At 73.5% G+C, this 20,971-nt stretch carries 20 protein-coding genes; 11 read left to right on the top strand and 9 right to left on the bottom strand.

Going from position 1 to position 20,971, the window contains the following annotated elements; genetic code table 11:
• Window positions 1-97 precede the first annotated feature (97 nt).
• The 3 genes from DMP15_RS24465 to DMP15_RS24455 all read left to right on the top strand — a co-directional run bounded on the left by DMP15_RS24465 (window position 98) and on the right by DMP15_RS24455 (window position 1,230).
• The gene (locus DMP15_RS24465) at window positions 98-316 is read left to right on the top strand and encodes a hypothetical protein (protein ID WP_139282853.1); all 219 of its coding nucleotides are present in this window, start codon (window positions 98-100) and stop codon (window positions 314-316) included.
• A gap of 17 nt (window positions 317-333) precedes the next feature.
• Window positions 334-708 (top strand): cupin domain-containing protein, encoded by a 375-nt coding sequence (locus DMP15_RS24460; protein WP_073576201.1) that lies wholly within the window; start codon window positions 334-336, stop codon window positions 706-708.
• A gap of 99 nt (window positions 709-807) precedes the next feature.
• Entirely contained in the window at window positions 808-1,230 is a 423-nt protein-coding gene (locus tag DMP15_RS24455; protein WP_157818485.1) for an META domain-containing protein, read from the top strand.
• Window positions 1,231-1,354: 124 nt separating this feature from the next.
• Here the strand turns inward: DMP15_RS24455 and DMP15_RS24450 are convergent, their stop codons facing one another.
• On the bottom strand, window positions 1,355-2,131 hold the full coding sequence (locus DMP15_RS24450) for an alpha/beta hydrolase (protein WP_073576200.1): 777 nt from the start codon (window positions 2,129-2,131) through the stop codon (window positions 1,355-1,357).
• A gap of 51 nt (window positions 2,132-2,182) precedes the next feature.
• Here DMP15_RS24450 and DMP15_RS24445 point away from each other — a divergent pair, with 51 nt between their 5' ends.
• Together DMP15_RS24445 and DMP15_RS24440 are read left to right on the top strand one after the other, a co-directional pair.
• Window positions 2,183-3,394, top strand: a complete 1,212-nt coding sequence (locus tag DMP15_RS24445; RefSeq protein ID WP_301549124.1) for a macrolide family glycosyltransferase — start codon at window positions 2,183-2,185, stop codon at window positions 3,392-3,394.
• A gap of 129 nt (window positions 3,395-3,523) precedes the next feature.
• Window positions 3,524-5,035, top strand: a complete 1,512-nt coding sequence (locus DMP15_RS24440; RefSeq protein ID WP_301549125.1) for an alpha/beta hydrolase — start codon at window positions 3,524-3,526, stop codon at window positions 5,033-5,035.
• A gap of 16 nt (window positions 5,036-5,051) precedes the next feature.
• Here DMP15_RS24440 and DMP15_RS24435 read toward each other — a convergent pair whose 3' ends face one another.
• Window positions 5,052-6,074: a YdcF family protein gene (locus DMP15_RS24435; protein ID WP_083658732.1), complete on the bottom strand. Its 1,023-nt coding sequence runs from the start codon at window positions 6,072-6,074 to the stop codon at window positions 5,052-5,054.
• 143 nt (window positions 6,075-6,217) lie between these two features.
• On the opposite strand from DMP15_RS24435, the gene DMP15_RS24430 reads away from it, so the two are divergent.
• A complete protein-coding gene (locus tag DMP15_RS24430; RefSeq protein ID WP_208623050.1) occupies window positions 6,218-7,642 on the top strand; it encodes a ferredoxin reductase family protein in 1,425 nt (474 codons plus the stop codon).
• Window positions 7,643-7,715: 73 nt separating this feature from the next.
• Here the strand turns inward: DMP15_RS24430 and DMP15_RS24425 are convergent, their stop codons facing one another.
• The 5 genes from DMP15_RS24425 to DMP15_RS24405 all read right to left on the bottom strand — a co-directional run bounded on the left by DMP15_RS24425 (window position 7,716) and on the right by DMP15_RS24405 (window position 13,830).
• Window positions 7,716-8,285, bottom strand: coding sequence for a hypothetical protein (locus DMP15_RS24425; protein WP_073576198.1), 570 nt, complete (start codon window positions 8,283-8,285; stop codon window positions 7,716-7,718).
• Window positions 8,286-8,394: 109 nt separating this feature from the next.
• Window positions 8,395-9,807 (bottom strand): benzoyl-CoA 2,3-epoxidase subunit BoxB, encoded by a 1,413-nt coding sequence (boxB, locus tag DMP15_RS24420; protein WP_073576197.1) that lies wholly within the window; start codon window positions 9,805-9,807, stop codon window positions 8,395-8,397.
• A gap of 3 nt (window positions 9,808-9,810) precedes the next feature.
• Window positions 9,811-11,523: a 2,3-epoxybenzoyl-CoA dihydrolase gene (gene boxC, locus DMP15_RS24415; RefSeq protein WP_167410034.1), complete on the bottom strand. Its 1,713-nt coding sequence runs from the start codon at window positions 11,521-11,523 to the stop codon at window positions 9,811-9,813.
• Window positions 11,524-11,622: 99 nt separating this feature from the next.
• Complete coding sequence (locus DMP15_RS24410) at window positions 11,623-12,066, bottom strand: GNAT family N-acetyltransferase (RefSeq protein ID WP_073576195.1); 444 nt, start codon at window positions 12,064-12,066, stop codon at window positions 11,623-11,625.
• A 96-nt stretch (window positions 12,067-12,162) separates the two neighbouring features.
• Window positions 12,163-13,830, bottom strand: coding sequence for a benzoate-CoA ligase family protein (locus tag DMP15_RS24405; protein ID WP_100879812.1), 1,668 nt, complete (start codon window positions 13,828-13,830; stop codon window positions 12,163-12,165).
• Between the two features lie 127 nt (window positions 13,831-13,957).
• On the opposite strand from DMP15_RS24405, the gene DMP15_RS24400 reads away from it, so the two are divergent.
• Window positions 13,958-14,761, top strand: a complete 804-nt coding sequence (locus DMP15_RS24400; RefSeq protein WP_073576194.1) for a PIG-L family deacetylase — start codon at window positions 13,958-13,960, stop codon at window positions 14,759-14,761.
• On the opposite strand, the gene DMP15_RS24395 is transcribed toward DMP15_RS24400, so the two are convergent.
• Window positions 14,754-15,872 carry an acyltransferase family protein gene (locus tag DMP15_RS24395; RefSeq protein WP_337826487.1) on the bottom strand — a complete coding sequence of 373 codons (1,119 nt, stop codon included), beginning with the start codon at window positions 15,870-15,872 and terminating at the stop codon, window positions 14,754-14,756. The genes DMP15_RS24400 and DMP15_RS24395 overlap by 8 nt on opposite strands.
• 240 nt (window positions 15,873-16,112) lie before the next feature.
• Between DMP15_RS24395 and ctaD the strand changes: the two genes are divergently transcribed.
• The 4 genes from ctaD to DMP15_RS24375 are packed head-to-tail and all read left to right on the top strand — an operon-like array spanning window position 16,113 to window position 20,520.
• Window positions 16,113-17,867, top strand: a complete 1,755-nt coding sequence (gene ctaD / locus DMP15_RS24390) for an aa3-type cytochrome oxidase subunit I (protein ID WP_073576297.1) — start codon at window positions 16,113-16,115, stop codon at window positions 17,865-17,867.
• Between the two features lie 46 nt (window positions 17,868-17,913).
• Window positions 17,914-19,137 carry a phosphoserine phosphatase SerB gene (gene serB, locus DMP15_RS24385; RefSeq protein WP_208623051.1) on the top strand — a complete coding sequence of 408 codons (1,224 nt, stop codon included), beginning with the start codon at window positions 17,914-17,916 and terminating at the stop codon, window positions 19,135-19,137.
• Entirely contained in the window at window positions 19,134-19,889 is a 756-nt protein-coding gene (locus tag DMP15_RS24380; protein ID WP_073576191.1) for a peptidyl-tRNA hydrolase, read from the top strand. The genes serB and DMP15_RS24380 overlap by 4 nt, the downstream gene beginning before the upstream one ends.
• Before the next feature lie 10 nt (window positions 19,890-19,899).
• Complete coding sequence (locus tag DMP15_RS24375) at window positions 19,900-20,520, top strand: carboxymuconolactone decarboxylase family protein (RefSeq protein ID WP_157818486.1); 621 nt, start codon at window positions 19,900-19,902, stop codon at window positions 20,518-20,520.
• A 17-nt stretch (window positions 20,521-20,537) separates the two neighbouring features.
• Here DMP15_RS24375 and DMP15_RS24370 read toward each other — a convergent pair whose 3' ends face one another.
• Window positions 20,538-20,954, bottom strand: a complete 417-nt coding sequence (locus DMP15_RS24370; protein ID WP_073576190.1) for an organic hydroperoxide resistance protein — start codon at window positions 20,952-20,954, stop codon at window positions 20,538-20,540.
• Between the last annotated feature and the right edge of the window lie 17 nt (window positions 20,955-20,971).

Raw genomic sequence — 20,971 nt, 5'->3', positions numbered from 1 at the left:
CTGCAGCGATTATACCCCCCCAGGGTATTCCCGGCGGCCGGGTCGCGCGAGGTACCGTCGTGGTCGTCCCGCGGGGACACCGCGGGAGGTGGTCGGCGTGGTCCGGGTCGAGGGGCACTGGCGCAACCGCAGCTGGGTCGCCGCGCACCACCGGCACCCGATGCGGCCCGGTGCCGACCAGACGATGCTCGTCCTGCCGCCCGCCCGGTCGGTGTGCATCGACCTGTCCGCGCACGGCGGACCGTTCCCCGCCGAGCCGGTGGACGGGCGCCCCGCACCGGCGCTGCCCGCACCCCGGCCGCCCGCCGCGCGCTGAGGCGGCAGGATGGTGTCGTGCCGAAGCTGATCGAGAACGCCAGCCGGGTCACCGCCGCCGGGACCCCGCCGAAGACCATCGACGAGTACGTCGGGCGGGTGAACTCCGGCGACGGCCGGGTCTCGGTCGCCCACATGCGCAGCCCGTCGGGCTGGGCCGAGCCCGGCCAGACCCCGCAGTTCGACGAGTACACCCTGGTCCTGCGCGGCGCACTGCGGGTCGAGTTCGACGGCGGGGAGCTCGACGTCGCCGCCGGGCAGGCCGTGCACACCGCGCCGGGGGAGTGGGTGCGCTACAGCTCACCCGGCCCCGACGGCGCGGAGTACGTGGCCGTCTGCCTGCCCGCCTTCGAGATCGGTGCCGCGCACCGTGACGACGAGCCCGGGAGCTGATCCGGTCCCGTGCCGCCGCCCGGGGCCCGGCGGTCGACGACGGCGCCTGGTGCCGCGCCGCGGGAGCGGCCGGGAGCTCCGATCCGGTACACCTGGGGCGTGACGATCCGGACGGTTGCCCTCACCGCCCTCGCCGCGCTCCTGCTGGCCGGATGCGGCACCGGCGGCGCCACGGCCGCCGGTGCGGGCACCACCGGTCCGCACGCGGCCACGGCCGCCGACCTCACCGGCGTCCGCTGGCTGCCCGCCGACGGCACCGCGCAGGGCCGGGCGTTCGCCGAGTTCGCCCCGGACGGCACCTGGACCGGCTCGGACGGCTGCAACGGCCAGAGCGGTGAGTGGACCCTCGGCGACGGCGGTGCCCTGCGGGCGACGGCGGGCCTCAGCACGATGATCGGCTGCGAGAACGTGCCCGTCGCGCGCTGGGTCTCCGAGGCCGTCCACGTCGAGACCGAGGGCGACGCCCTGCTCCTGCACCCCGCGACGGGCGAGCCCGTGCGCCTGGTGCGCGCACCCCGCTGACACCGAGGCGCACGTTCCCGCCCCGCGGAGGGCGCGAACGTGCTCCTCGACGCGGGTGCCGGTCGTCGAGCGTCGCGGAACCGTGCCGCCGACCACGGGAGCGCAGCGCCCGGTCCGGGACGGGTCAGCGGGGCAGCGGCAGCCAGTCCAGGACGTCGCGGATCCGGGCGTCCCAGTAGCCCCACTCGTGCTCGCCGGGGCCGAACGCGGTGCTCACGGACACCCCGGCGGCCCGGGCCAGCTCGGCGAAGCGCACCGACTGCGGGTGCAGCGGGTCCTCGGTGCCGGCGCACACGTACAGCGCGGGCGCCGCGGCCGGGTCGAGCCGGGCGAGCAGGGTGGACAGGTCGGCCTCGGTGCCGGCCACCGGGGCGCCGTCGAGGATCCGTTCCCAGATCCGGGGGTCCTCCTCGCGGGGCGGGCCCGCGGCCAGCGCGGCGAGGTCGAGCGCCCCGGACAGCGACGCCGCGGCCGCGAACCGGCCGGGCTCGGCCAGCGCCCAGGACAGCGCGCCGTAGCCGCCCATCGACAGCCCCGCCACGAACGTCTCCGCCGGGTCGGCCGACACCCGGAAGAACCGCGCCACCAGCGCCGGGAGCTCCTCGGTCACCCAGGTGCGGTAGCGGCCGCCGTAGGCCTGGTCGGTGTAGAAGCTGCGGTGCACCTGCGGCATGACGACGGCGAGCCCCAGCTCGTCGGCGTACCGCTCGACGGCGGTGTAGCGGGTCCAGGCGGTGTCGTCGTCGGACAGGCCGTGCAGCAGGTAGAGCACCGGTGGCGGGGCGTCGAGGTCGCGCACCCCGGCGCCGATCCGGGTCCGCGACGGCTGGGGCAGCAGCACCGTGACCGAGGTGGCCAGTCCGAGGGAGTCGGCGACGACGTCGCAGCGCAGCCGGGCCATTCCGGTGATCCTCGTCGGCGCGCGACCGGCCGGTCAAGGCACACTCGGGTCGTGCACGTCCTCATGTCGACCACCGCCGCGCACGGCCACGTCCACCCGAACCTGCCGGTGATGGCCGAGCTGGTCGCCCGCGGCCACCGCGTCACCTACCCGGTCCCGGAGCGGTTCGCCGAGGCCGTCGCCGCGACCGGGGCGACGCCGCTGCGGATCCGCACCGACCTGCCCGACCCGGCGAAGGGCGAGCAGTGGCCCGACGGCGGGATCGAGGCCATGCGGCTGTTCTCCGCCGAGGCCCGCTCCGCCTACGACCAGATCGCCGACGCGCTGCAGTACGAGCACCCCGACGTCGTCTGCTATGACGGCAGCGGCTGGGCCGGGCACGCGTTCTCCCGGGTCCGGGGCATCCCGCGGGTGGAGCTGTCCCCGCACATGGTGGCCTGGGACGGCTTCGAGACCGACATGGCCGAGGCCTTCGCGTTCCTGGAGACCCCCGAGGGGCTCGCCTGGCGCGGCGAGCTGGACGCCTGGCTGGACGAGGTCGGCGCCGGCGTCGGGAACCGGGAGTTCCTCGGCCGCCCCGACCGCTCGGTGGCGCTGATCCCCGAGGCGATGCAGCCCGAGCTCGACCGGGTCGACCGCGACCGCTACACCTTCGTCGGCCCGGTCATCGGCGACCGCTCGCACCAGGGGCTGTGGCCCAAGCCGAAGGCCCCGCTGCTGCTGGTGTCGCTCGGCTCGGCCTACACCGACCGGCCGCAGTTCTGGCGGGCCGCCGTCGAGGCGATGACCGGCACCGGCTGGCAGACCGTGCTCGCCACCGGCCCGCACGTCGCCCCGGCCGACCTCGGCGCGGTCCCCGACGACGTCACCGTCCGGGAGTGGGTGCCGCAGCTGGCGGTGCTGGCGCACGCGTCGGCGTTCGTCACCCACGCCGGGATGGGCGGCTGCACCGAGGGGCTGTGGCACGGCGTCCCGATGGTCGCGGTCCCGCAGGCGGTGGACCAGTTCGGCAACGCCGACCGGATCGCCGCGCTCGGCGTGGGCGAGCACCTGCCCGCCGACGCGGTCACCCCGGAGACGCTGCGCGAGGCGGTGCTGCGGGTGTCCTCGTCGGAGGAGGTCGCGCGCCGCTGCGCCGAGGAGAAGGCGACCGCCCGCGCGGCCGGCGGGGCCGCGGCCGCCGCGGACGTCGTCGAGGGTCTGGTGCCGTCCGCGCTGTGTGCGGCGTGCGCTCTCGTCGGTGGCTGCGGGGGACGCCGCTGAGCCCGTCCCGACCCGCGCTGGTCCGTTCGGGGCACCGTCGGGCGTGGCGATTGTGGACACAGCGTTGCCAATGGCAACGTCTGCCTCTCGGTCGGGGGGCGGGCGCGTGCGCCCGGAGAGGTGGAGCCGGTGCGCAGGACGATCATCACGCTGCTCGTCGCCGTCGGGGTGACGCTCGGGACGGCCGGGCCGGCCCTGGCCGCGCCCGCGCCGCCGCCGCCGGGGCAGGGCATCACGTGGGGTCCGTGCACGAGCCCGTCGCTGCAGCAGGCCAAGGCCGAGTGCGGCTTCCTGAAGGTCCCGCTGGACCACGCGCAGCCCGCCGGCAAGAAGATCGAGATCGCGGTGTCGCGGATCCGGCACACCGTGCCGCAGGCGCAGTACCAGGGCGTCGTGCTGGTGAACCCCGGTGGCCCGGGCGGCCCCGGGCTGGGCCTGTCCCGGCTCGGCGGCGCCGTCCCGAAGAACGCCGGCGCCGCCTACGACTGGATCGGCTTCGACCCGCGCGGGGTGGGCATGAGCCGTCCCGCCCTGACCTGCGACGCCGACTACGGCGGCTACGCCCGCCCCGACTACCGGCCGGAGAACGGCGCCGAGAAGGCGTGGCTGCCGAAGGCCGAGGCCTACGCCCGGGCGTGCGGCAAGGCCGGCGGCGACCTGCTCGCGCACCTGCGCACCGAGGACACCGTCCGCGACATGGACCTGATCCGCCGGGCCCTGGGCGCACCGCAGATCAACTACTACGGCTTCTCCTACGGCACGATGCTCGGCCAGGTCTACGCCACGATGTTCCCGGACAAGGTCCGCCGGATGGTTCTCGACGGCGTCGTCGACCCCCGTGACTGGTGGTACCGGGCCAACCTGAAGCAGGACGTCGCGTTCCAGCGCAACATCGAGACCTTCTTCGACTGGGTCGCCAAGAACGACGCCACCTATCACCTCGGCACCACCGGCGACGCCGTCGAGAAGCGCTTCTACGACCTCGCCGCGGAGTTCCGGAAGGCCCCGCTGGGCGGGCGGATCGGGTCCTCGGAGTGGACCGACATCTTCCTGCGCGCCGGCTACAACGTGGGGGAGTACACCTCCGTCGCCGACGCGTTCGTCGCCGGCACGAAGAAGGACGCGGCCGCGCTCAAGGCCGCCTACGACCAGGCGGGCTCGCCCACCGACGACAACAACTACGCCGTCTACCTCGCCACCCAGTGCACCGACGCCCCGTTCCCGCACGACTGGGCCACCTGGAAGCGCGACAACACGGCCACCGACCGGAAGGCGCCGTTCGAGACCTGGGGCAACGCCTGGTACAACGCGCCGTGCCGGGACTGGCCGGTGAAGCCCGGGCCCGCACCGAAGGTCGCCGGGACGCTGCGGACCGGCCCGCTGCTGATCTCCGAGACCTACGACGGCGCCACCCCCTACGAGGGCGCACTCCAGGCCCGGCGGACCTTCCCCGGCTCGTCGCTGGTCGAGGGCGTCGGCGGGCACACCCACTCGTCGTCGCTGTCGGGGATCGCGTGCACCGACGACACGGTCGCCGACTACCTGCTCACCGGCGCGCTGCCGAAGCGCACCGGCGGGGACCGGTCGGACCGGCAGTGCCCGCCGCTGCCGCCGCCGTCCCCGGCGGCCGCGGGCGGGTGAGCCGGGCTCAGCCGGCTCAGCTGCCGACGAGCACGAGCACCAGCGGCACCGGGACGGCGACGAGGGCCAGCAGCACCGCGTTCGCCACCCGGTACTCCCGCAGCACCGCGACGAACTCGCGCAGCACCGCGCTGGGCCAGTAGTAGCCGGCGGTCGGCGCCCCCACGGCCTGGGCGTCGACGCCGAGCCGCCGGGCCAGCAGCGCGGCCCGGAACGCGTGGTAGTTGCTGGTCACGATGACCCCGGGGCCGTCGCCGACCAGCGCCGAGCTGAACCGCAGGTTCTCCTCGGTGGTCCGCGAGTCGGTCTCCGCGGTCAGCACCGCCGGGTCGGCGCCGTGCGCCGCGGCCCAGCGCGCCATCGCCTCGCCCTCGGCGAGCCGCTCGTCGTCGCCCTTCCCGCCGGACAGCACCAGCCGTCCGGCCCCACGCCGGGTCAGCTCGTCCATCCCGGTCGCGATCCGCGACGCCAGCAGCGGCGGCACCTCGCTGCCGTGCAGCCCGGAGCCGAGCACGACCACCCAGTCCGCGGGCCGGTCGCGCACCAGCCACCGGTAGAGCCGCGCGTAGCCGAGGAAGGCGGCGAACTGGAACGCCAGGAACGCCGCCGCCGCCAGGCAGGCCAGCCACAGCGCGCGCAGCACGAGCGAGTGCAGCGCCAGCACCGGCCAGACCGCGACGAGCAGCCCGATGATCGCCAGGCCGGTGAGCAGCGACAGCGAGTTGCCGAGTGAGAAACGCTCCCGGCGCAGCATCACCGCGCCGTTGAGGACGCAGAACACCGCGAACACCACCGTGATCAGCGGCGACAGCACCACGGCGAGCACGAGCGCACCGAACACGGGGTTGCCGCCCGACCCGGCGAGCGCGAGCACCCACCCGAGGCTCACCGCCGCGGCGAGCAGCCAGTAGGCGTTGCCCAGCCGTCGGGGGTCGCGCCGGATCCGCCGCACGGTGAACACGGTGACGACGACCGCGAGCACGACGGGCAGCACGACCGCGAGGACGGTCACGAGCAGGGTGAGGAACGAGTCGGACATCGACGACGATCCTTCTCCCCGCCCCACGGACCGGCCCCGGACGGCCCGGGCGGCCACCCGGTCGTGGCGGCCGGCGGTCGGCCCGGTGCGCCGGACCGGGTCCGGCGACGGCGACGCCCGGCGTCGGGGAGGATGACGGCACTGTGTCGTCCCTCTTCGCCCCCACCGTGCGCGTGCCCGGTGGCCGTTTCAAGCCGGACCCACCGGTCCCCGCGCGCGACGTCGCCCGCGCCGACCGCCGGGTCCGCCGCGCGACGGGGGTGCTCGCCGCCCTGGCGGTGCTGCTCGTCCTCGCCTGGTGGGTCGACGGCGGCGGCCCCGCCGGGCTGCTGGAGGGCGGCACCCGCGCGGTCGCCGAGACCGGACGGCTCTGCGGGCTGCTGGCGTCGCTGCTGCTGCTCGGGCAGGTGCTGCTCGCCGCCCGGATCCCACTGCTGGAGCACGCGTTCGGCCAGCGGCATCTCATCGCACTGCACCGCGGTACCGGGATCGCCTCGTTCGCCGGGATGCTGGCGCACGTCGGCTGCGCGAGCTGGGCGCACGGCCCCGCCGGCGCGGGCCGCGTCCCCGCCGGGTTCTGGCAGCTGACGTGGACCCGGCCCGGGATGGTCGCGGCCTCGCTCGGCACCGTCCTGGTGGTGCTCGTCGTCGTGACCAGCGCGCGGTGGATCCGCACCCGGCTGCGCTACGAGTGGTGGCACCTGCTGCACCTGTGGGGCTACGCCGGGGTGTTCCTCGCGCTGCCGCACCAGCTGTGGGCGGGGCGGGAGTTCACCACCTCGCCGTCGCGGACGGTGTTCTGGTGGGGGCTGTGGTCCGCCGCGGTGCTCGCCGTCGTGGTCTGGCGGGTCGCGGTCCCGGTGCTCCGGTCGCGCCGCCACCGGATCACCGTCGCCGCGGTGCTGCCCGAGGGCGACGGCAGCGTGTCGGTGCACATGACCGGCGACCGGCTGCGCGAGCTCGGCGCCTCGGCCGGGCAGTTCTTCGTCTGGCGGTTCCGGTCCGGGCGTGGCTGGCCCGCGGGCAACCCGTACTCGCTGTCGGCACCGCCGACGGCCCGCTCGCTGCGGATCACCGTCAAGCAGCTCGGCGACGGCAGCGCCGCCGTCCCGAACCTGCGGCAGGGCACCCGGGTCTACATCGAGGGCCCCTACGGCAGGCTCACCCCGCGCACCCGGACCAGCCCGCGGGTCGCGCTGATCGGCGCGGGCGTCGGGATGACCCCGTTGCGGGCGCTGGCGGAGAAGTTCCTCAACGAGTCCGCCGACGTCGTGGTGGTGCACCGCTTCACCCGCGAGCCGCTGTTCGCACGGGAGTTCACCCGCCTCGCCCGGGAGCGGAACCTGCACGTGGTGGCCTCGCCCGGGCGTCGCCGGGGGGCGGGGTCGTGGTGGGGCGCCGACGCGGGCCGGGCCGACGACCTCGCCGCGCTGCGGACCCGGATCCCGGACATCGCGGTGCGCGAGGTGTACGTGTGCGGGCCCGGCCGGTGGACCGCGATGGTCCGGCGCACCGTGCTCGACGCCGGGGTGCCGGAGCGGCGCGTGCACGTCGAGAACTTCGGCTGACGACGCGTCGGGAGCCCGGGTCGGGAGGCCCGCAGGGCGCGCGGTCTGCGTCCGGTCGGGCGGGGCGGACGGGTCAGGGCGCCAGGCGCTGCAGCAGGGCCATGACCTCGCCGAGGGTCGTCTCGACCACCCGCAGGCGCTGCCCCTCCTCGCCGCCGGGCGCCGCGGGGGCGCCCGCCGCACCGGGACGACGCCGGGGCAGCGCGGCCGGGGCGCCGGTGCCCGAGGTGCCCGGAGCGTTCGATCCCGTGTCCGGTGAACCCGTACCCGCGACCTCGGGGAACGCGGCCTCCGGGGACGCGGCCTCCGGGGACGGAGGGATCGGGGACGCAGGGGCCGGGTCGTGCCGTCGTTCCAGCTCGTCGAGGCGTTGCAGGGTCGCCTGCAGGGTGGCCTCCGCGCTGTCCGCCCGGACGGTCTCCCGGCGGCCCTGTTCCACGAGGCGGGCGACCCAGCTCGCCCAGGCGTCGACCCCGGCCCGCCGGTAGCCCCACGGGGCGGTGCCGAACACCGGGGGCGACGCGTCGTCGGCGGCGTCGCGGCCGAACCGGGCGGCCACACCTGCGCCGCCGACCCGGTCGTCGACCCGGTCGGCGGTGTCGCCGTCGCGTTGTGTGCCCGCCGCACCCCGTCCTGTGATCACGGGCTCAGTCAACGGGCCCGATCCGGGGGCGCGCGAGCGCGACGGGCGGCGAACGGTCACCCGTTCGGCGAACGGTGACCACTCTCGGTGAACGGTCCGCTGTGGACGATCAGGCGAGGTGGACGTACTCGTACTCGAAGGGCTTGCCGTTGATCCCGTTCGACGGCGGCGCGATCCAGCCCGCGATCTTCCCGGGCTCGTAGACCGGGCGCATCAGGTTCTGCACGAACGTCCGGTCCGCCTCCGACGGCAGCCAGTCGTCCTGCCGGGACGCCCACACATCGGCGGAGATCAGGTCGCCCTTCGGGGTGAGCTCGTGGGAGGAGAACAGCCCGACCTGCCGGTTGAACCCGACGTGCGGGAGGTAGACGCGGTCGTCGAACCCGTTCTTCTCCAGGATGCGGTTCCAGCGCTTCAGCCCGGACTGGCAGTCCTTCACGTACTCGTTGCGCAGGTCCAGGTTCAGCGCCAGCAGGGCCGGGACCTCGTCGGTGACGACGCCGCCGTCGCGGACCTGCTCCATGCCGTAGCCGTCCTCGGTCAGCACGTGGTCGTCGCGACGCCGCTCCTCCTGCCAGCGGCCCTTGAGCCCGGCGGTGAAGTAGTTCGCCGCGTTCGTCGACTGCTCGGAGCCGAACAGGTCGAGGCTGACCGAGTAGTGGAAGTTGATGTACTTCTGGATCACGTCCAGCGGGATGCCGCCGTGCGGGGCGATGTCGGCGGTGTCGTGGGAGCGCATCAGCTCGCAGGTCCGCTGGATCACCCGGTCGATACCGGTGGTGCCCACGAACATGTGGTGGGCCTCCTCCTTCAACATGAACTCGCAGGTGCGCGAGAGCGGGTCGAAGGCGGACTCCTTCAACGTGCCGAGCTGGTACTTGCCGTCCCGGTCGGTGAAGTAGGTGAACATGAAGAACGACAGCCAGTCCGGGGTCTCCTCGTTGAACGCACCGAGGATGCGAGGGCTGTCGAGGTCGCCGGAGTTGCGCTGCAGCAGCGCCTCGGCCTCCTCGCGGCCGTTGCGGCCGAAGTAGGCGTGCAGCAGGTACACCATCGCCCAGAGGTGGCGGCCCTCCTCGACGTTGACCTGGAAGAGGTTGCGCAGGTCGTAGAGGCTGGGGGCGGTCTCGCCGAGGCGGCGCTGCTGCTCGACCGAGGCCGGCTCGGTGTCGCCCTGGATGACGATCAGGCGCTGCAGGTCGGCGCGGTACTCGCCGGGCACCTGCTGCCAGACCGGCTCGCCGCGGTTCTCGCCGAAGGCGATCCGGCGGTCGTCGGAGCGCTCGGCGAGGAACACGCCCCAGCGGTACTCCTCCATCGCGACGTGGCCGAACTGCGCCCAGCCCTCCTTGCCGACGTCGACGGCGGTGCGCAGGTAGACGTCCTGGGTCGGCACGGCCGGGCCCATCGTCTTCCACCAGGTGAGGAAGTTGGGCTGCCAGGACTCCAGGGCGCGCTGCAGCTTGCGGTCCCCGGCGAGGTCGACGTTGTTGGGGATCTTCTCGGAGTAGTCGATGCTCATGGCTCACACCCGCTTGCGGTCGAAGTCGGCCCTGCGGCCCGTCCCGTACTTGCGCAGTGCGCCCTCCGGCCCGGAGGCGTTCGGGCGCACGAAGATCCAGTTCTGCCAGGCGGTGAGCCGGCCGAAGATGCGGCTCTCCATCGTCTCCGGCCCGACGAACCGGTGGTTGGCCTCCATCCCGGTCAGCGCGTCCGGCGAGAGCGAGGCCCGCTCCTCGAGCATGATGCGGACCTCGTCGTCCCAGTCGATGTCGTCCGGGGCGTCGGTGACCAGGCCCAGCTCCAGCGCCTCGCCCGCGGTGAGGCGGCGCCCCACCTCCTTGCGGAGCGTGGCGACGTGGTCGTCGTCGCCGTGGAAGCGGCTCGCGAGCCGGGACGGCCCGTTGGGCATCGGGAAGGTGCCGAAGTTCGACGCCGTGAGCATGATCTGGGCCTCGTCGCCCTGCTCGTCGCCCTCGATCGTGCCGTCGAGCATGTACTGGCGGTCACACGCCAGGGCCAGCTCCAGCAGCGCACCGGCGAAGCAGGAGCCCGGCTCGACCAGCGCGATCAGGCTGCGGCTGGTGACGTCCAGGCGCTTGAGCGTGCGCTTGAAATAGTGCCGGATCTCGTTGACCAGCCAGTCGTCGCCCGAGTGCTGCTCGATGACGCGCTCGAAGGCCAGCGCGTCCTCGACGTCGCCCCGGGTGCGGATCACCCAGGTGCCCAGCTCGGGTTCGTTGCTGCGCAGCCGCAGGATCAGGTCGTCGAGCTGGCGGGTCATGGCCAGCGGCCAGAAGTCCGCGCCGAGGGCGTGCACGCGCTCGATGCTCTCCGGGACACCGCCCCCCGGCCCGTCGACGGTGATCTCCACCAGGCCCCGGTCACGGTCGAACTCCGCGCGCACGTGCGGGTAGGTGATGCCGTCGGCGGTCTCGGTGCGCTCCAGCGGGGGCAGCTCGATCCCGTCGTCCGCGGGCAGCCGCGTCGACGCCGCCGCGGCCTCGACGGCCCGCTCGGCCACGGTCTCGTCCCAGCGGCGCTTGGGGATCACCTCGTCGACGAGCTTCCACTCGACGGCCTGCTTCCCGCCGAAGCCCTCGGACCTCGTGGCGAACACGTCGGCGCGGTCCTTGCGGACGCGGCGCTTGTCGGTGACGCGGGTGAGGCCGCCGGTGCCGGGCAGCACGCCGAGCAGCGGGACCTCGGGCAGTGCGACGGTGGAGGAATTGTCGTCGATCAGCAGGATCCGCTCGCAGGCCAGCGCCATCTCGTAGCCGCCGCCGGCGGCCGTGCCGTTGACGGCGGCGATCCAGGTCTGGCCGGAGTACGCGGTCGCGTCCTCGATGCCGTTGCGGGTCTCGTTGGTGAACTTGCAGAAGTTCACCTTCCACGGGTGCGAGGACCCGGCGAGCATCCGGATGTTCGCGCCCGCGCAGAAGTTGCGGTCCTTGGCGCTGGTCAACACGACGGCCCTGACCCGGGGATGGGTGAACCGCAGCCGCTGGGTGATGTCGTAGAGCTCGATGTCGACGCCGAGGTCGTAGGAGTTCATCTTCAGCTCGTAGCCGGGGACGAGGCCGCCCGCCTCGTCGACGTCGAGCTTCACGTACGCGACCTTGGGGTCGTGCGGGTCGAGCGCGAGCTGCCAGTGCCGGTAGCCCGACGGGTCGCGGTCGAAGTCCACCGGCGGGACGTCTCCGTCGTCCGGGTCGACGGACGGGTCTGCACTGCTCATGGACTCCGCTCCTCCACGCGTCGTTGCGGCCATCAAAGACTACAACCAGATGACGTGGCGACGGAAGAGTGTGGAGTGTCGGGGTGTGGCCCGGCCGGCTCAGCCCTGGTTCTGCACCAGCGCGGCCGGGACCTGCTTGCGCAGCTCGCCGACGTCGTTGCGGGCGAAGCCGCGTGCGGTGAGCCAGGCGGTCACCGGCTCGGGGTCGGGGTGGCCGTGCGGCACGACGTTGTAGAGGTAGTTCAGCCGCCGCCGGCCCGCCTCGGCCTCCAACCGCTCCAGCACGAACGAGCCGACGCCGGAGTGCCGGGCCGCGGGGGCGACGAGGACCAGGATCTCGGCGTCACCCCAGCTGCCGTCGAGCCGGCCGTAGGCGACGGCCGTGCCGTCGGTGTCCTCGACGCGCCACCACTCGTCGCCGAGCGGGTCGCCGTCGCCGGGACGGCCGAGGCCGAACAGCGCGGGGTCGAGACCGTCGAGCACCCGGCCCTTCCGGTCGTCCCAGGTCGCGGGGGTCTCCGGGATCCAGTCCCACGTGTCCACGCCGGCCTCCTCGCCGTCGGTGTGTCCGCCGAGTGAACCCCGGCGGAGCGGCCCGGGTCGAGCGAACGTCCAACATCGAGACACCCCGGACGGTCCTCAGACCACCGTCTCCGGATCGCCGGGGTGCCCCGTGGCCCCCGGCAGCGCGGCGGCGTGCGCGCGCAGCCGGTAGCGCTGGATCTTCCCGGTGGGGGTCTTGGGCAGCTCGTCGACGGTGACCACGGCGCGCGGCCGCTTGAACGAGGCCAGCCCCTCGCGGCAGAACGCGACCAGCTCGGCCTCCGACGGCGCCGCCGCCGGGTCGCGGGGCACGACGAACGCGACCGGCTTGTCCAGCCCGTCGTCGTCCGGGATCCCGACGACGACCGCCTCCGCGAGCCCCGGATGCTCCAGCAGGCGGGTCTCGACCTCGCCGGGGGAGACCCAGATACCCCCGACCTTGAGGACGTCGTCGGCCCGGCCCAGGCAGGTCCACGACCCGTCCTCGCCGCGGACGTACTGGTCTCCGGTGCGCATCCAGCGGCCCTGGAACACCGCGCGGTTGATCTCCGTACGGCACCAGTAGCCGGTGCACACCGAGTCGCCCGCGACGTAGAGCATGCCCTGCTCGCCGGGGCCGTCGATGACGCTGCCGTCCGGCCGTCGCAGCTCCACCTCGTAGCCGGGGACCGGGAAGCCGGAGCTCCCCGGCACGACCTCGCCCGGCCGGTTGGAGATGAAGATGTGCAGTGCCTCGGTGGAGCCGATCCCGTCCAGGACCTCGAAGCCGTAGCGGCCGAGGACGCCGTGGAACATCCGCGCGGGCAGCGCCTCGCCCGCCGACGCGCCGCGGCGCACGGTGGCGAACCGCTCGCGCGGCAGCTCGGCGGCGATCATCGGGCCCCAGAAGCTGGGGACGGCGAAGAACAGCGTCGCGCCGTGCTGCTCGGCGAGGCGGGAGTAGTGCTCGGGGTTCGGCCGGGACGGTTCCAGGACGGTGCAGGCGCCGACCGAGAGCGGGAAGAACATCGAGTTGCCGATGCCGTAGGCGAAGAACAGCTTCGCGACCGACAGGCAGACGTCGTCGCGGTGGATTCCGAGGACCTGGCGGCCGTAGGTGTCGGCGACGAACCGGATGTCGTCGTGGCGGTGCATGGCGCCCTTGGGCTTGCCGGTCGTGCCCGAGGTGTAGAGCCAGAGCGCCTGGGACTCCCCCCAGGTCGGGTGCGGCTCGGGCAGCGGGTCGGCGCCGTCGAGCAGGGCGTCCCAGGTCAGGGAGGTGACCCCGGCGACCAGCGGGTCGGCCCCGGTCAGTACGACGCGCTCCAGGTCGGGCGCCCCCGCGACGGCCTCGGTGAGGTGCTCGGCGAACGTCTCGCCGCCGATCACGGTGGTCGCCCGCGAGTCCCGGACGAGCACGGCGAGCTCGCGTCCGGTCAGCATCGTCGAACACGGCACGGCGACCGCGCCGGCCCACAGGGTCGCGAGGATCGCGGTGAACAGCTCGACGTCGTCGGGCATCACGAGCAGCACGCGCTGCTCGGGCCGCACGCCGGCCCGGCGCAGGGCCCCGGCGACGAGCCGTACCCGGTCGGTCAGTGCGGCGTAGGTGAGCGAGCCACCGGGGAACCGGACGGCGGTGCGGTGTCCGTCCCCGGCCTCGACCCGCGCGGCGGTGAGGTGCGCGGCGGCGTTGAACGCCGCCGGCGCCTGCTGCGCGCTGCGGGGGACGGGCACGGTGGTGTGGGCGGGATCGACGTTGTCGACGCTGACGACATCGGCCATGGTGGGTGGCTCCTGTGCCGGTTCGGGGACCTGTGATGCTACACACATCGGACGGCGCGTCAACGGTGTGTAGATCGACGACGGGCCGGTGCGGGGCGGCCGGGACCGGCTCCTAGGCTCACCGTCCGTGGGGACCCTCGTCAGCTTCCATGCCCATCCCGACGACGAGTCGATCGGCACCGCCGGCACGCTCGCCAAGGCCGCCGCGCTCGGCCACCGCGTCGTCCTCGTCTTCGCCACCCGTGGCGAGCTGGGGGAGCCGGTACCCGGCGTCCTGGCCGAAGGGGAGCAGCTGCCGGTCCGCCGCTCCGCGGAGTGCCACGCCTCGGCCCGCGCCCTCGGCGTCGCCCGCGTGGAGTTCCTCGGCTACGTCGACTCCGGGATGATGGGCGAGCCCAGCAACGACGCCCCCTACTGCTTCTGGCAGGCCCCGGTGGAGCATGCGGCCAAGAGGCTCGCGCTGATCCTCGAGGAGGAGGAGGCCGACGTCCTCACCACCTACGACGACAACGGCGGCTACGGCCACCCCGACCACATCCAGGTGCACCGGGTGGGCGCCCGCGCGGGCGAGCTCGCCGGGGTGCCGGTCGTCGCGCAGAACACCACCAACCGGGACTGGCTGCTGCGCGGGATGAAGGGGCTGCGCGCCGACGGCGGCGCCGACTTCTCCCTCGACATCCCCGACGACCCGTCGTTCGGCAAGCCCGAGTCCGAGATCACCCACCGGGTCGAGGCCGTCGAGTACGCCGAGACCAAGCGGGCCTCGATGCGGGCGCACGCCAGCCAGATGGGCCCCGACCACTTCATGCTGACGATGCCGGACCCGGTGTTCGCGATGGGGCTGGGCACCGAGTTCTACATCGTCGACGCGCAGCCCAACCCGGCCACCGCGCCCGAGATCTGGACCGAGGTCTTCGAGCCGCTCAGGTGACGCCCGCGCGCCGGTCCCACGCCCGCATCAGCGCGGCGTGGGCCGGGCGTTCCACCAGCCGGGTCAGCACCCAGCCGAGCAGCACCGCCGTCGCCAGCATCGCCGCGGACTGCAGCAGCGGCCCGGCGCCGAGGTCCTGCAGCCGGCGCATCAGCACGTAGCCGACGGTCTGGTGCACCAGGTAGACGCCGTAGGAGATGCCGGCGAGCCTGCGCGCCGCCGTCGCCAGCGGGGCGGGCATCCGCGAGCCCCGCCGGGGCAGCCGGGCCACCACGGCGACGAGCGCGATCCCGGCGCAGACCAGCGCGGCGGCGACCGCGTCGAGGTGGTCGAGGTCGATCCGCACGACGCCGTCGGGCCCCGGCTCGAGGCCGTGCACGAACTGGGCCAGGCCGCACACCGCGAGCAGGGCGATCGCGTGCGGGGTGCGCATCCGCCGGGTTGACCACAGCCACACCGCGATCCCGGCCACGAACAGGTGCAACCGGTGGAACCCCAGCCCGTCGACGACGGTCCGGTACCACCACGGCGGGTCGGCGACGTCGCCCGGCCGCGCCCGCAGCGGCCACAGCAGCAGCGGGACGACCACCATCGCCCACAGCAGCACCCGCAGCCGCGGCCCGTACCCCCAGCGCGTCACGCTCAGCACCGCGGCGGCGGTGAACGCCATCAGCTGCAGCGGCAACGTCCAGAACGCCGGGTCGAGCCACGGGTAGCGCTCGGTGTCCCAGTTCCCCAGCATCAGCCAGTTGACGACCATCTCCCGTGCCGGCGGCGACGCCCAGTCCGGCGGGGACACGAAGCGCAGGGCCACCCAGGCCAGCGGCACCGCGACGACGAACGCCGGCAGCAGCCGCGCGACCCGCCCCCACCAGTAGCGCCCGGGGGAGTGGCGGCCGAGCGTCGCGCAGGCGAAGTAGGCCGAGACGACCAGCAGCAGGCTCGCCCCGACCTGGTGGTCGAAGGAGACGCTGCGCGGCGCCAGCTCCGGGTGGAGCACCGGGCCGAGGTGCGTGGCGTGGTAGAGCACGACCAGCAGCACGAAGGTGCTGCGCAGTACGTCCCAGCCGGGCTCCCGGCGACGGGTCCCCGGCGGGGGTGTCGGAACCACCACATCTCCACCGTCGCACACCGCCGGCGACCTGTTGATCCGGGTGAAGGGCGCCCTGAGTGCGCGGTCGGGGGCTGTCGGTTCTACTCTCCGTAGAGCACAATCGGCGCGCGCCGTGCGACGAGCCGGGACCCACGGAGTGGATCTCCCGGACCGGACGGGCGCCGCTCGCCGGTCGGGAAGTAGAGTCTGCCCGTCCGCGAGGACGTGCTCAGGTCAGGCAAGTGCATGGAGGCCCAGGTGACAGCCGTCGAGCCCAAGCCGATCTCGACGCGCCCGTATCCGGCGCGGCGTGAGGGCAAGGGATCCACGTTCCTCAAGATGTTGAGGACGACGGACCCGAAGGACATCGCGATCCTCTATCTGACGACGTCGTTCGGCTTCTTCGCCGTCGGCGGGGTCATGGCGCTGCTGATCCGCGCCGAGCTCGCGCGGCCGGAACTGCAGTTCCTGTCGACCGAGCAGTACAACCAGCTGTTCACCATGCACGGCACGATCATGCTGCTGCTGTTCGCGACGCCGATCGTCTTCGGTTTCGCGAACTACATCGTGCCGCTGCAGATCGGTGCCCCCGACGTCGCGTTCCCGCGGCTCAACTCGTTCTCGTACTGGCTGTACCTGTTCGGCGGCCTCATCGTCGTCTCCGGCTTCCTGACCCCCGGTGGTGCCGCCGACTTCGGCTGGTTCGCCTACACCCCGCTGTCGGACGCGGTGCGTTCGCCGGGGCCGGGCGGTGACCTCTGGATCATGGGGCTGGTCGTCTCCGGCCTGGGCACGATCCTGGGTGGCGTCAACTTCGTGACGACCATCGTCTGCATGCGCGCGCCCGGCATGACGATGTTCCGGATGCCGATCTTCACCTGGAACATCTTCATCACCGCGCTGCTGATCCTGATCGCGTTCCCGATCCTGACCGCCGCGCTGCTCGCGCTGGCCGCGGACCGCCACCTCGGTGCGCAAATCTTCAACCCGGCCAACGGTGGTGTGGTGCTCTGGCAGCACCTGTTCTGGTTCTTCGGCCATCCGGAGGTCTACATCGTCGCGTTGCCGTTCTTCGGCATCGTCTCGGAGATCTTCCCGGTGTTCGCCCGCAAGCCGATCTTCGGCTACAAGGGCCTGGTCTTCGCGACCATCGCCATCGCGGCGCTGTCGGTCGCGGTGTGGGCGCACCACATGTACGCCACCGGCGCGATCATGCTCTCGTTCTTCGCCTTCACCACGTTCCTCATCGCCATCCCGACGGGCGTCAAGTTCGTCAACTGGATCGGCACCCTGTGGAAGGGCAAGATCACCTACGAGACGCCGATGCTGTTCTCGGTCGGCTTCCTCGTCACGTTCCTCTTCGGCGGCCTGACCGGCATCCTGCTCGCGATGCCGCCGGTGGACTTCCACGTGTCGGACACCTACTTCGTCGTCGCGCACTTCCACTACGTGCTCTACGGCACGATCGTGTTCGCGACCTTCGGCGGGATCTACTTCTGGTTCCCGAAGATGACCGGCCGCTTCCTCGACGAGAAGCTCGGCAAGATCCACTTCTGGCTGACCTTCCTCGGGTTCCACCTGACCTTCCTGGTGCAGCACTGGCTGGGCAACGAGGGCTACCCGCGTCGCTACGCGGACTACCTGCCCTCGGACGGCTTCACCACGCTGAACACGATCTCCTCGATCGGCGCGTTCATCCTCGGTGCCTCGACGCTGCCGTTCTTCTACAACGTGTTCAAGAGCTACCGGTTCGGCCGGGTCTGCACCGTCGACGACCCGTGGGGCTTCGGCAACTCGCTGGAGTGGGCCACCTCGTCCCCGCCGCCGCGGCACAACTTCACCGAGCTGCCCCGGATCCGCTCCGAGCGCCCGGCGTTCGACCTGCACTACCCGCACCTGGTCGAGAAGGCGCGCGCCGAGGCGCACGTCGGCAACCGGGCGCACCCGACCGAGGTCCTCGCGCAGCAGGTCGGCAAGGAGTCCATGCCGGACGACGACCCCAAGTCGACCTGAGGTGTCGGCGGCTCACCCCGTCCCTCCCGGTCCGGCCCGGCCCACCGTGCTTGTCACGGTGACCGGGCCGGACCGGCCCGGTGTCAGCTCCGTGCTGTTCACCGCGCTCACCACGGCCGGCGTCGAGCTGCTCGACCTGGAACAGGTCGTGGTGAACGGCCGGCTCACCCTGGGCGCGCTCGTCGTGCCGGCAGGGGATCCGGAGGACCTGCAGGAGACGGTGGGCGCGGCGATGGACTCCATCGCCATGACCGTGCACATCGAGATCCAGCGTGACGGCCGTCAGGCCGCCCGGACGCCGTCGACGCACGTCGTCACGGTCCTGGGCAGGCCGATCACGGCCCGCGCGTTCGGCGCGATCGCCGCGGAACTCGCCGCGGTCGGCGCCAACATCGACTCCATCCGCCGGGTCGCCGACTACCCGGTGACCGGGCTGGAGCTGCTCGTCTCCCCGGTCCCCGAGGGCGACGCCGACGACTACCCGCCCGGCACGCTGCGCAGGCGGCTGGTCCGGGTGGCCCGGCAGGCGGGCGTCGACGTCGCGGTGACACGGGCCGGGCTGGCCCGGCGCAGCAAGCGGCTCATCGTGTTCGACGTCGACTCCACCCTGATCCAGGGCGAGGTCATCGAGATGCTGGCCGCCCGCGCGGGGGCCGACGTCGAGGCCGAGGTCCGGCGGGTCACCGAGGAGGCCATGGCGGGCAGGCTCGACTTCACCGAGTCGCTGACCCGCCGCGTCGCCGCGCTGGAGGGGCTGCCCGCCTCCGTCGTCGACGAGGTGGCCGCCGGGATCGAGCTGACCCCCGGCGCCCGCACCACGATCCGCACGCTGCGCAGGCTCGGCTTCCGCTGCGGCGTCGTCTCGGGTGGGTTCACCCAGGTCATCGCCGGTCTCGCCCGCGAGCTCAAGCTCGACTTCGTGGCCGCGAACGAGCTGGAGATCTCCGGGGGGAAGCTCACCGGGCGGGTCGTCGGCGAGGTCGTCGACCGGGCCGGGAAGGCCGTCGCACTGCGCCGGTTCGCCGAGGCCCACGGCATCCCGCTCGACCAGACCGTCGCGGTCGGCGACGGCGCGAACGACATCGACATGCTCTCCACCGCCGGGCTCGGGGTGGCGTTCAACGCCAAGCAGGCGCTGCGCGAGATCGCCGACACCTCGGTGTCGGTGCCCTACCTCGACGTCGTGCTGTTCGTCCTGGGCATCACCCGCACCGAGGTCGAGGCCGCCGACGCCGCCGAGGGTGTGCTCCGCCGGGTCCCGCTGGCGTGACCGGTCCCGCACCGATCCTGGATCTGCTCGCGGGCCGCTACGGGTCCGGGGCGCGGGAGCGCGACATCGCGCCGGAGGCCGACGGCGTCGTCCGGGCTATGCCGGTCGTGCTGCGGATCGAGCGCGACCCGCTCCCCGGACGCACCGCGCTGCTGGAGGCCGCCGCGACGGCCGCGGTCGCCGTCTGCACCGACCCGCGGGCCCAGCCCGGCGGCGAGTGGTCCGACGCCGTCGCCCCCTGGGTGGACGGGCGCATCCGCAAGATCGCCCGCCGGGCGCGCGGCGCGCACTGGCGTGCGGTCCAGGAGCTGCCCGGCGTGACGGTGCAGGTCGGCGACGCCGAGGCCCGCGCGCTGTTGCCCGGACCGGTCGACGAAGCGCCGAAGGTGGTGTCGCGGCTGCAGATCGGGGGCACCGAGCTGCCCGTCGACGAGCCGGGCCCGCCCGATCCGGGCGCCCCGCTGGTGCTGCTGTCCCCGTACGCGGAGATGACGGTCGGCAAGGCGGCCGCGCAGGTCGGGCACGCCACGATGCTGCTCGGTGCGGCCCTCGGCTGGCCGGTCGGTGCGGCACCGGTGTGCGCGGTGCGGACCGCGGACCGGGCCGCCTGGGACCGGCTGTGCCCGGTCGCCGACGACGGCACCGACGGCGTGGTCGGAGTACGGGACGCCGGCTTCACGGAGGTCGACCCGGGCACCATGACCTGCCTCGCGCTGGCCCGGGCCGCGTTTGCCGGGACCGCCGGGCGGTGATCCACCGGGTGTGACCACACACCCCTCCGCCGGTGCCCGCGACTGGGGCGGCCGGCTGCCCCGCAACGAGTCCCTCGACCTCGACGACGAGCAGCGCGCCACCGCCGAGCGGCTCCACTCCGGCTCGGTCCGGTGGGCCGAGGAGTCCGGCTTCGCCGCCACCGACGACGACGGCGGCCTCATCGGCCCGTTCAACGCCTTCGTGCTGCGGCCCGGCCCCGGGAAGGCCTTCAACCGATGGGTCGGCACCGACCAGCGGGACTCGTCGCTGTCGGCCACCGTGCGCGAGGTCGTGATCCTCACCGTCGGCGCGGCCTGGGGCGCGGCGTACGAGCTGTACGCCCACACCGCCGTCGCCCGGTCGGTCGGGCTGACCGAGGACGCGGTGCGGGCGCTGCACGACGGCGCCGCCGCCGACGTGCTGACCGGCGACGAGCTCGTCGTGCACCGGTTCGTCGACGAGCTGGTCCGCACCCACCGGGTGTCCGACGGGACCTACGCCGCGGCCGAGGCCGCGCTCGGCCGCGACGGGGTGCTCGACACCGTGCACCTCACCGGCATGTACCTGTCGGTGTCGGCGCTGCTGAACGCTTTCGAGATCCCGGCGCCGGAGATCCCCCCGGCACCGTGAGCACCCGGGCCCCGCGGTCAGACGGTCGCGGTGAGGGTGACCTCGACGTTGCCGCGGGTGGCCTTGGAGTACGGGCACACCTGGTGGGCTGCCTCGACGAGCTCGTCGGCGGCCGCCTGGTCCAGACCCGGCAGGTGCGCGGTGATGTCGGCGGCCACGTGGAAGCTCACATCGTCGGGCGCCAGCTGGATGGTGGCGGTGACCTGCGTGTCGTCGGGGACGGTGGTCTTCGCCGTGCGGGCGGCCAGCCTCAGCGCGCCGTGGAAGCAGGCCGCGTAGGCCGCGGCGAACAGCTGCTCGGGGTTGGTGGCGCCCCCGGGGCCGCCCAGCTCCGGCGGCATCGTCAGGTCCTGGTCGATGAAGCCGTCGTCGCTGCGGACGTGGCCGTCGCGGCCGCCGCCGGTCGAGGTGGCCTCGGTCGTGTAGTTCGCCACGGGTGCGCCTCCGGATT

Source organism: Pseudonocardia sp. UM4_GMWB1 (assembly GCF_017312155.1).
Taxonomy (GTDB): Bacteria; Actinomycetota; Actinomycetes; order Mycobacteriales; family Pseudonocardiaceae; genus Pseudonocardia; species Pseudonocardia alni.
The sequence above is the reverse complement of the archived record's forward strand: the minus strand, read 5'-3'. Positions and strand labels throughout refer to the sequence as shown.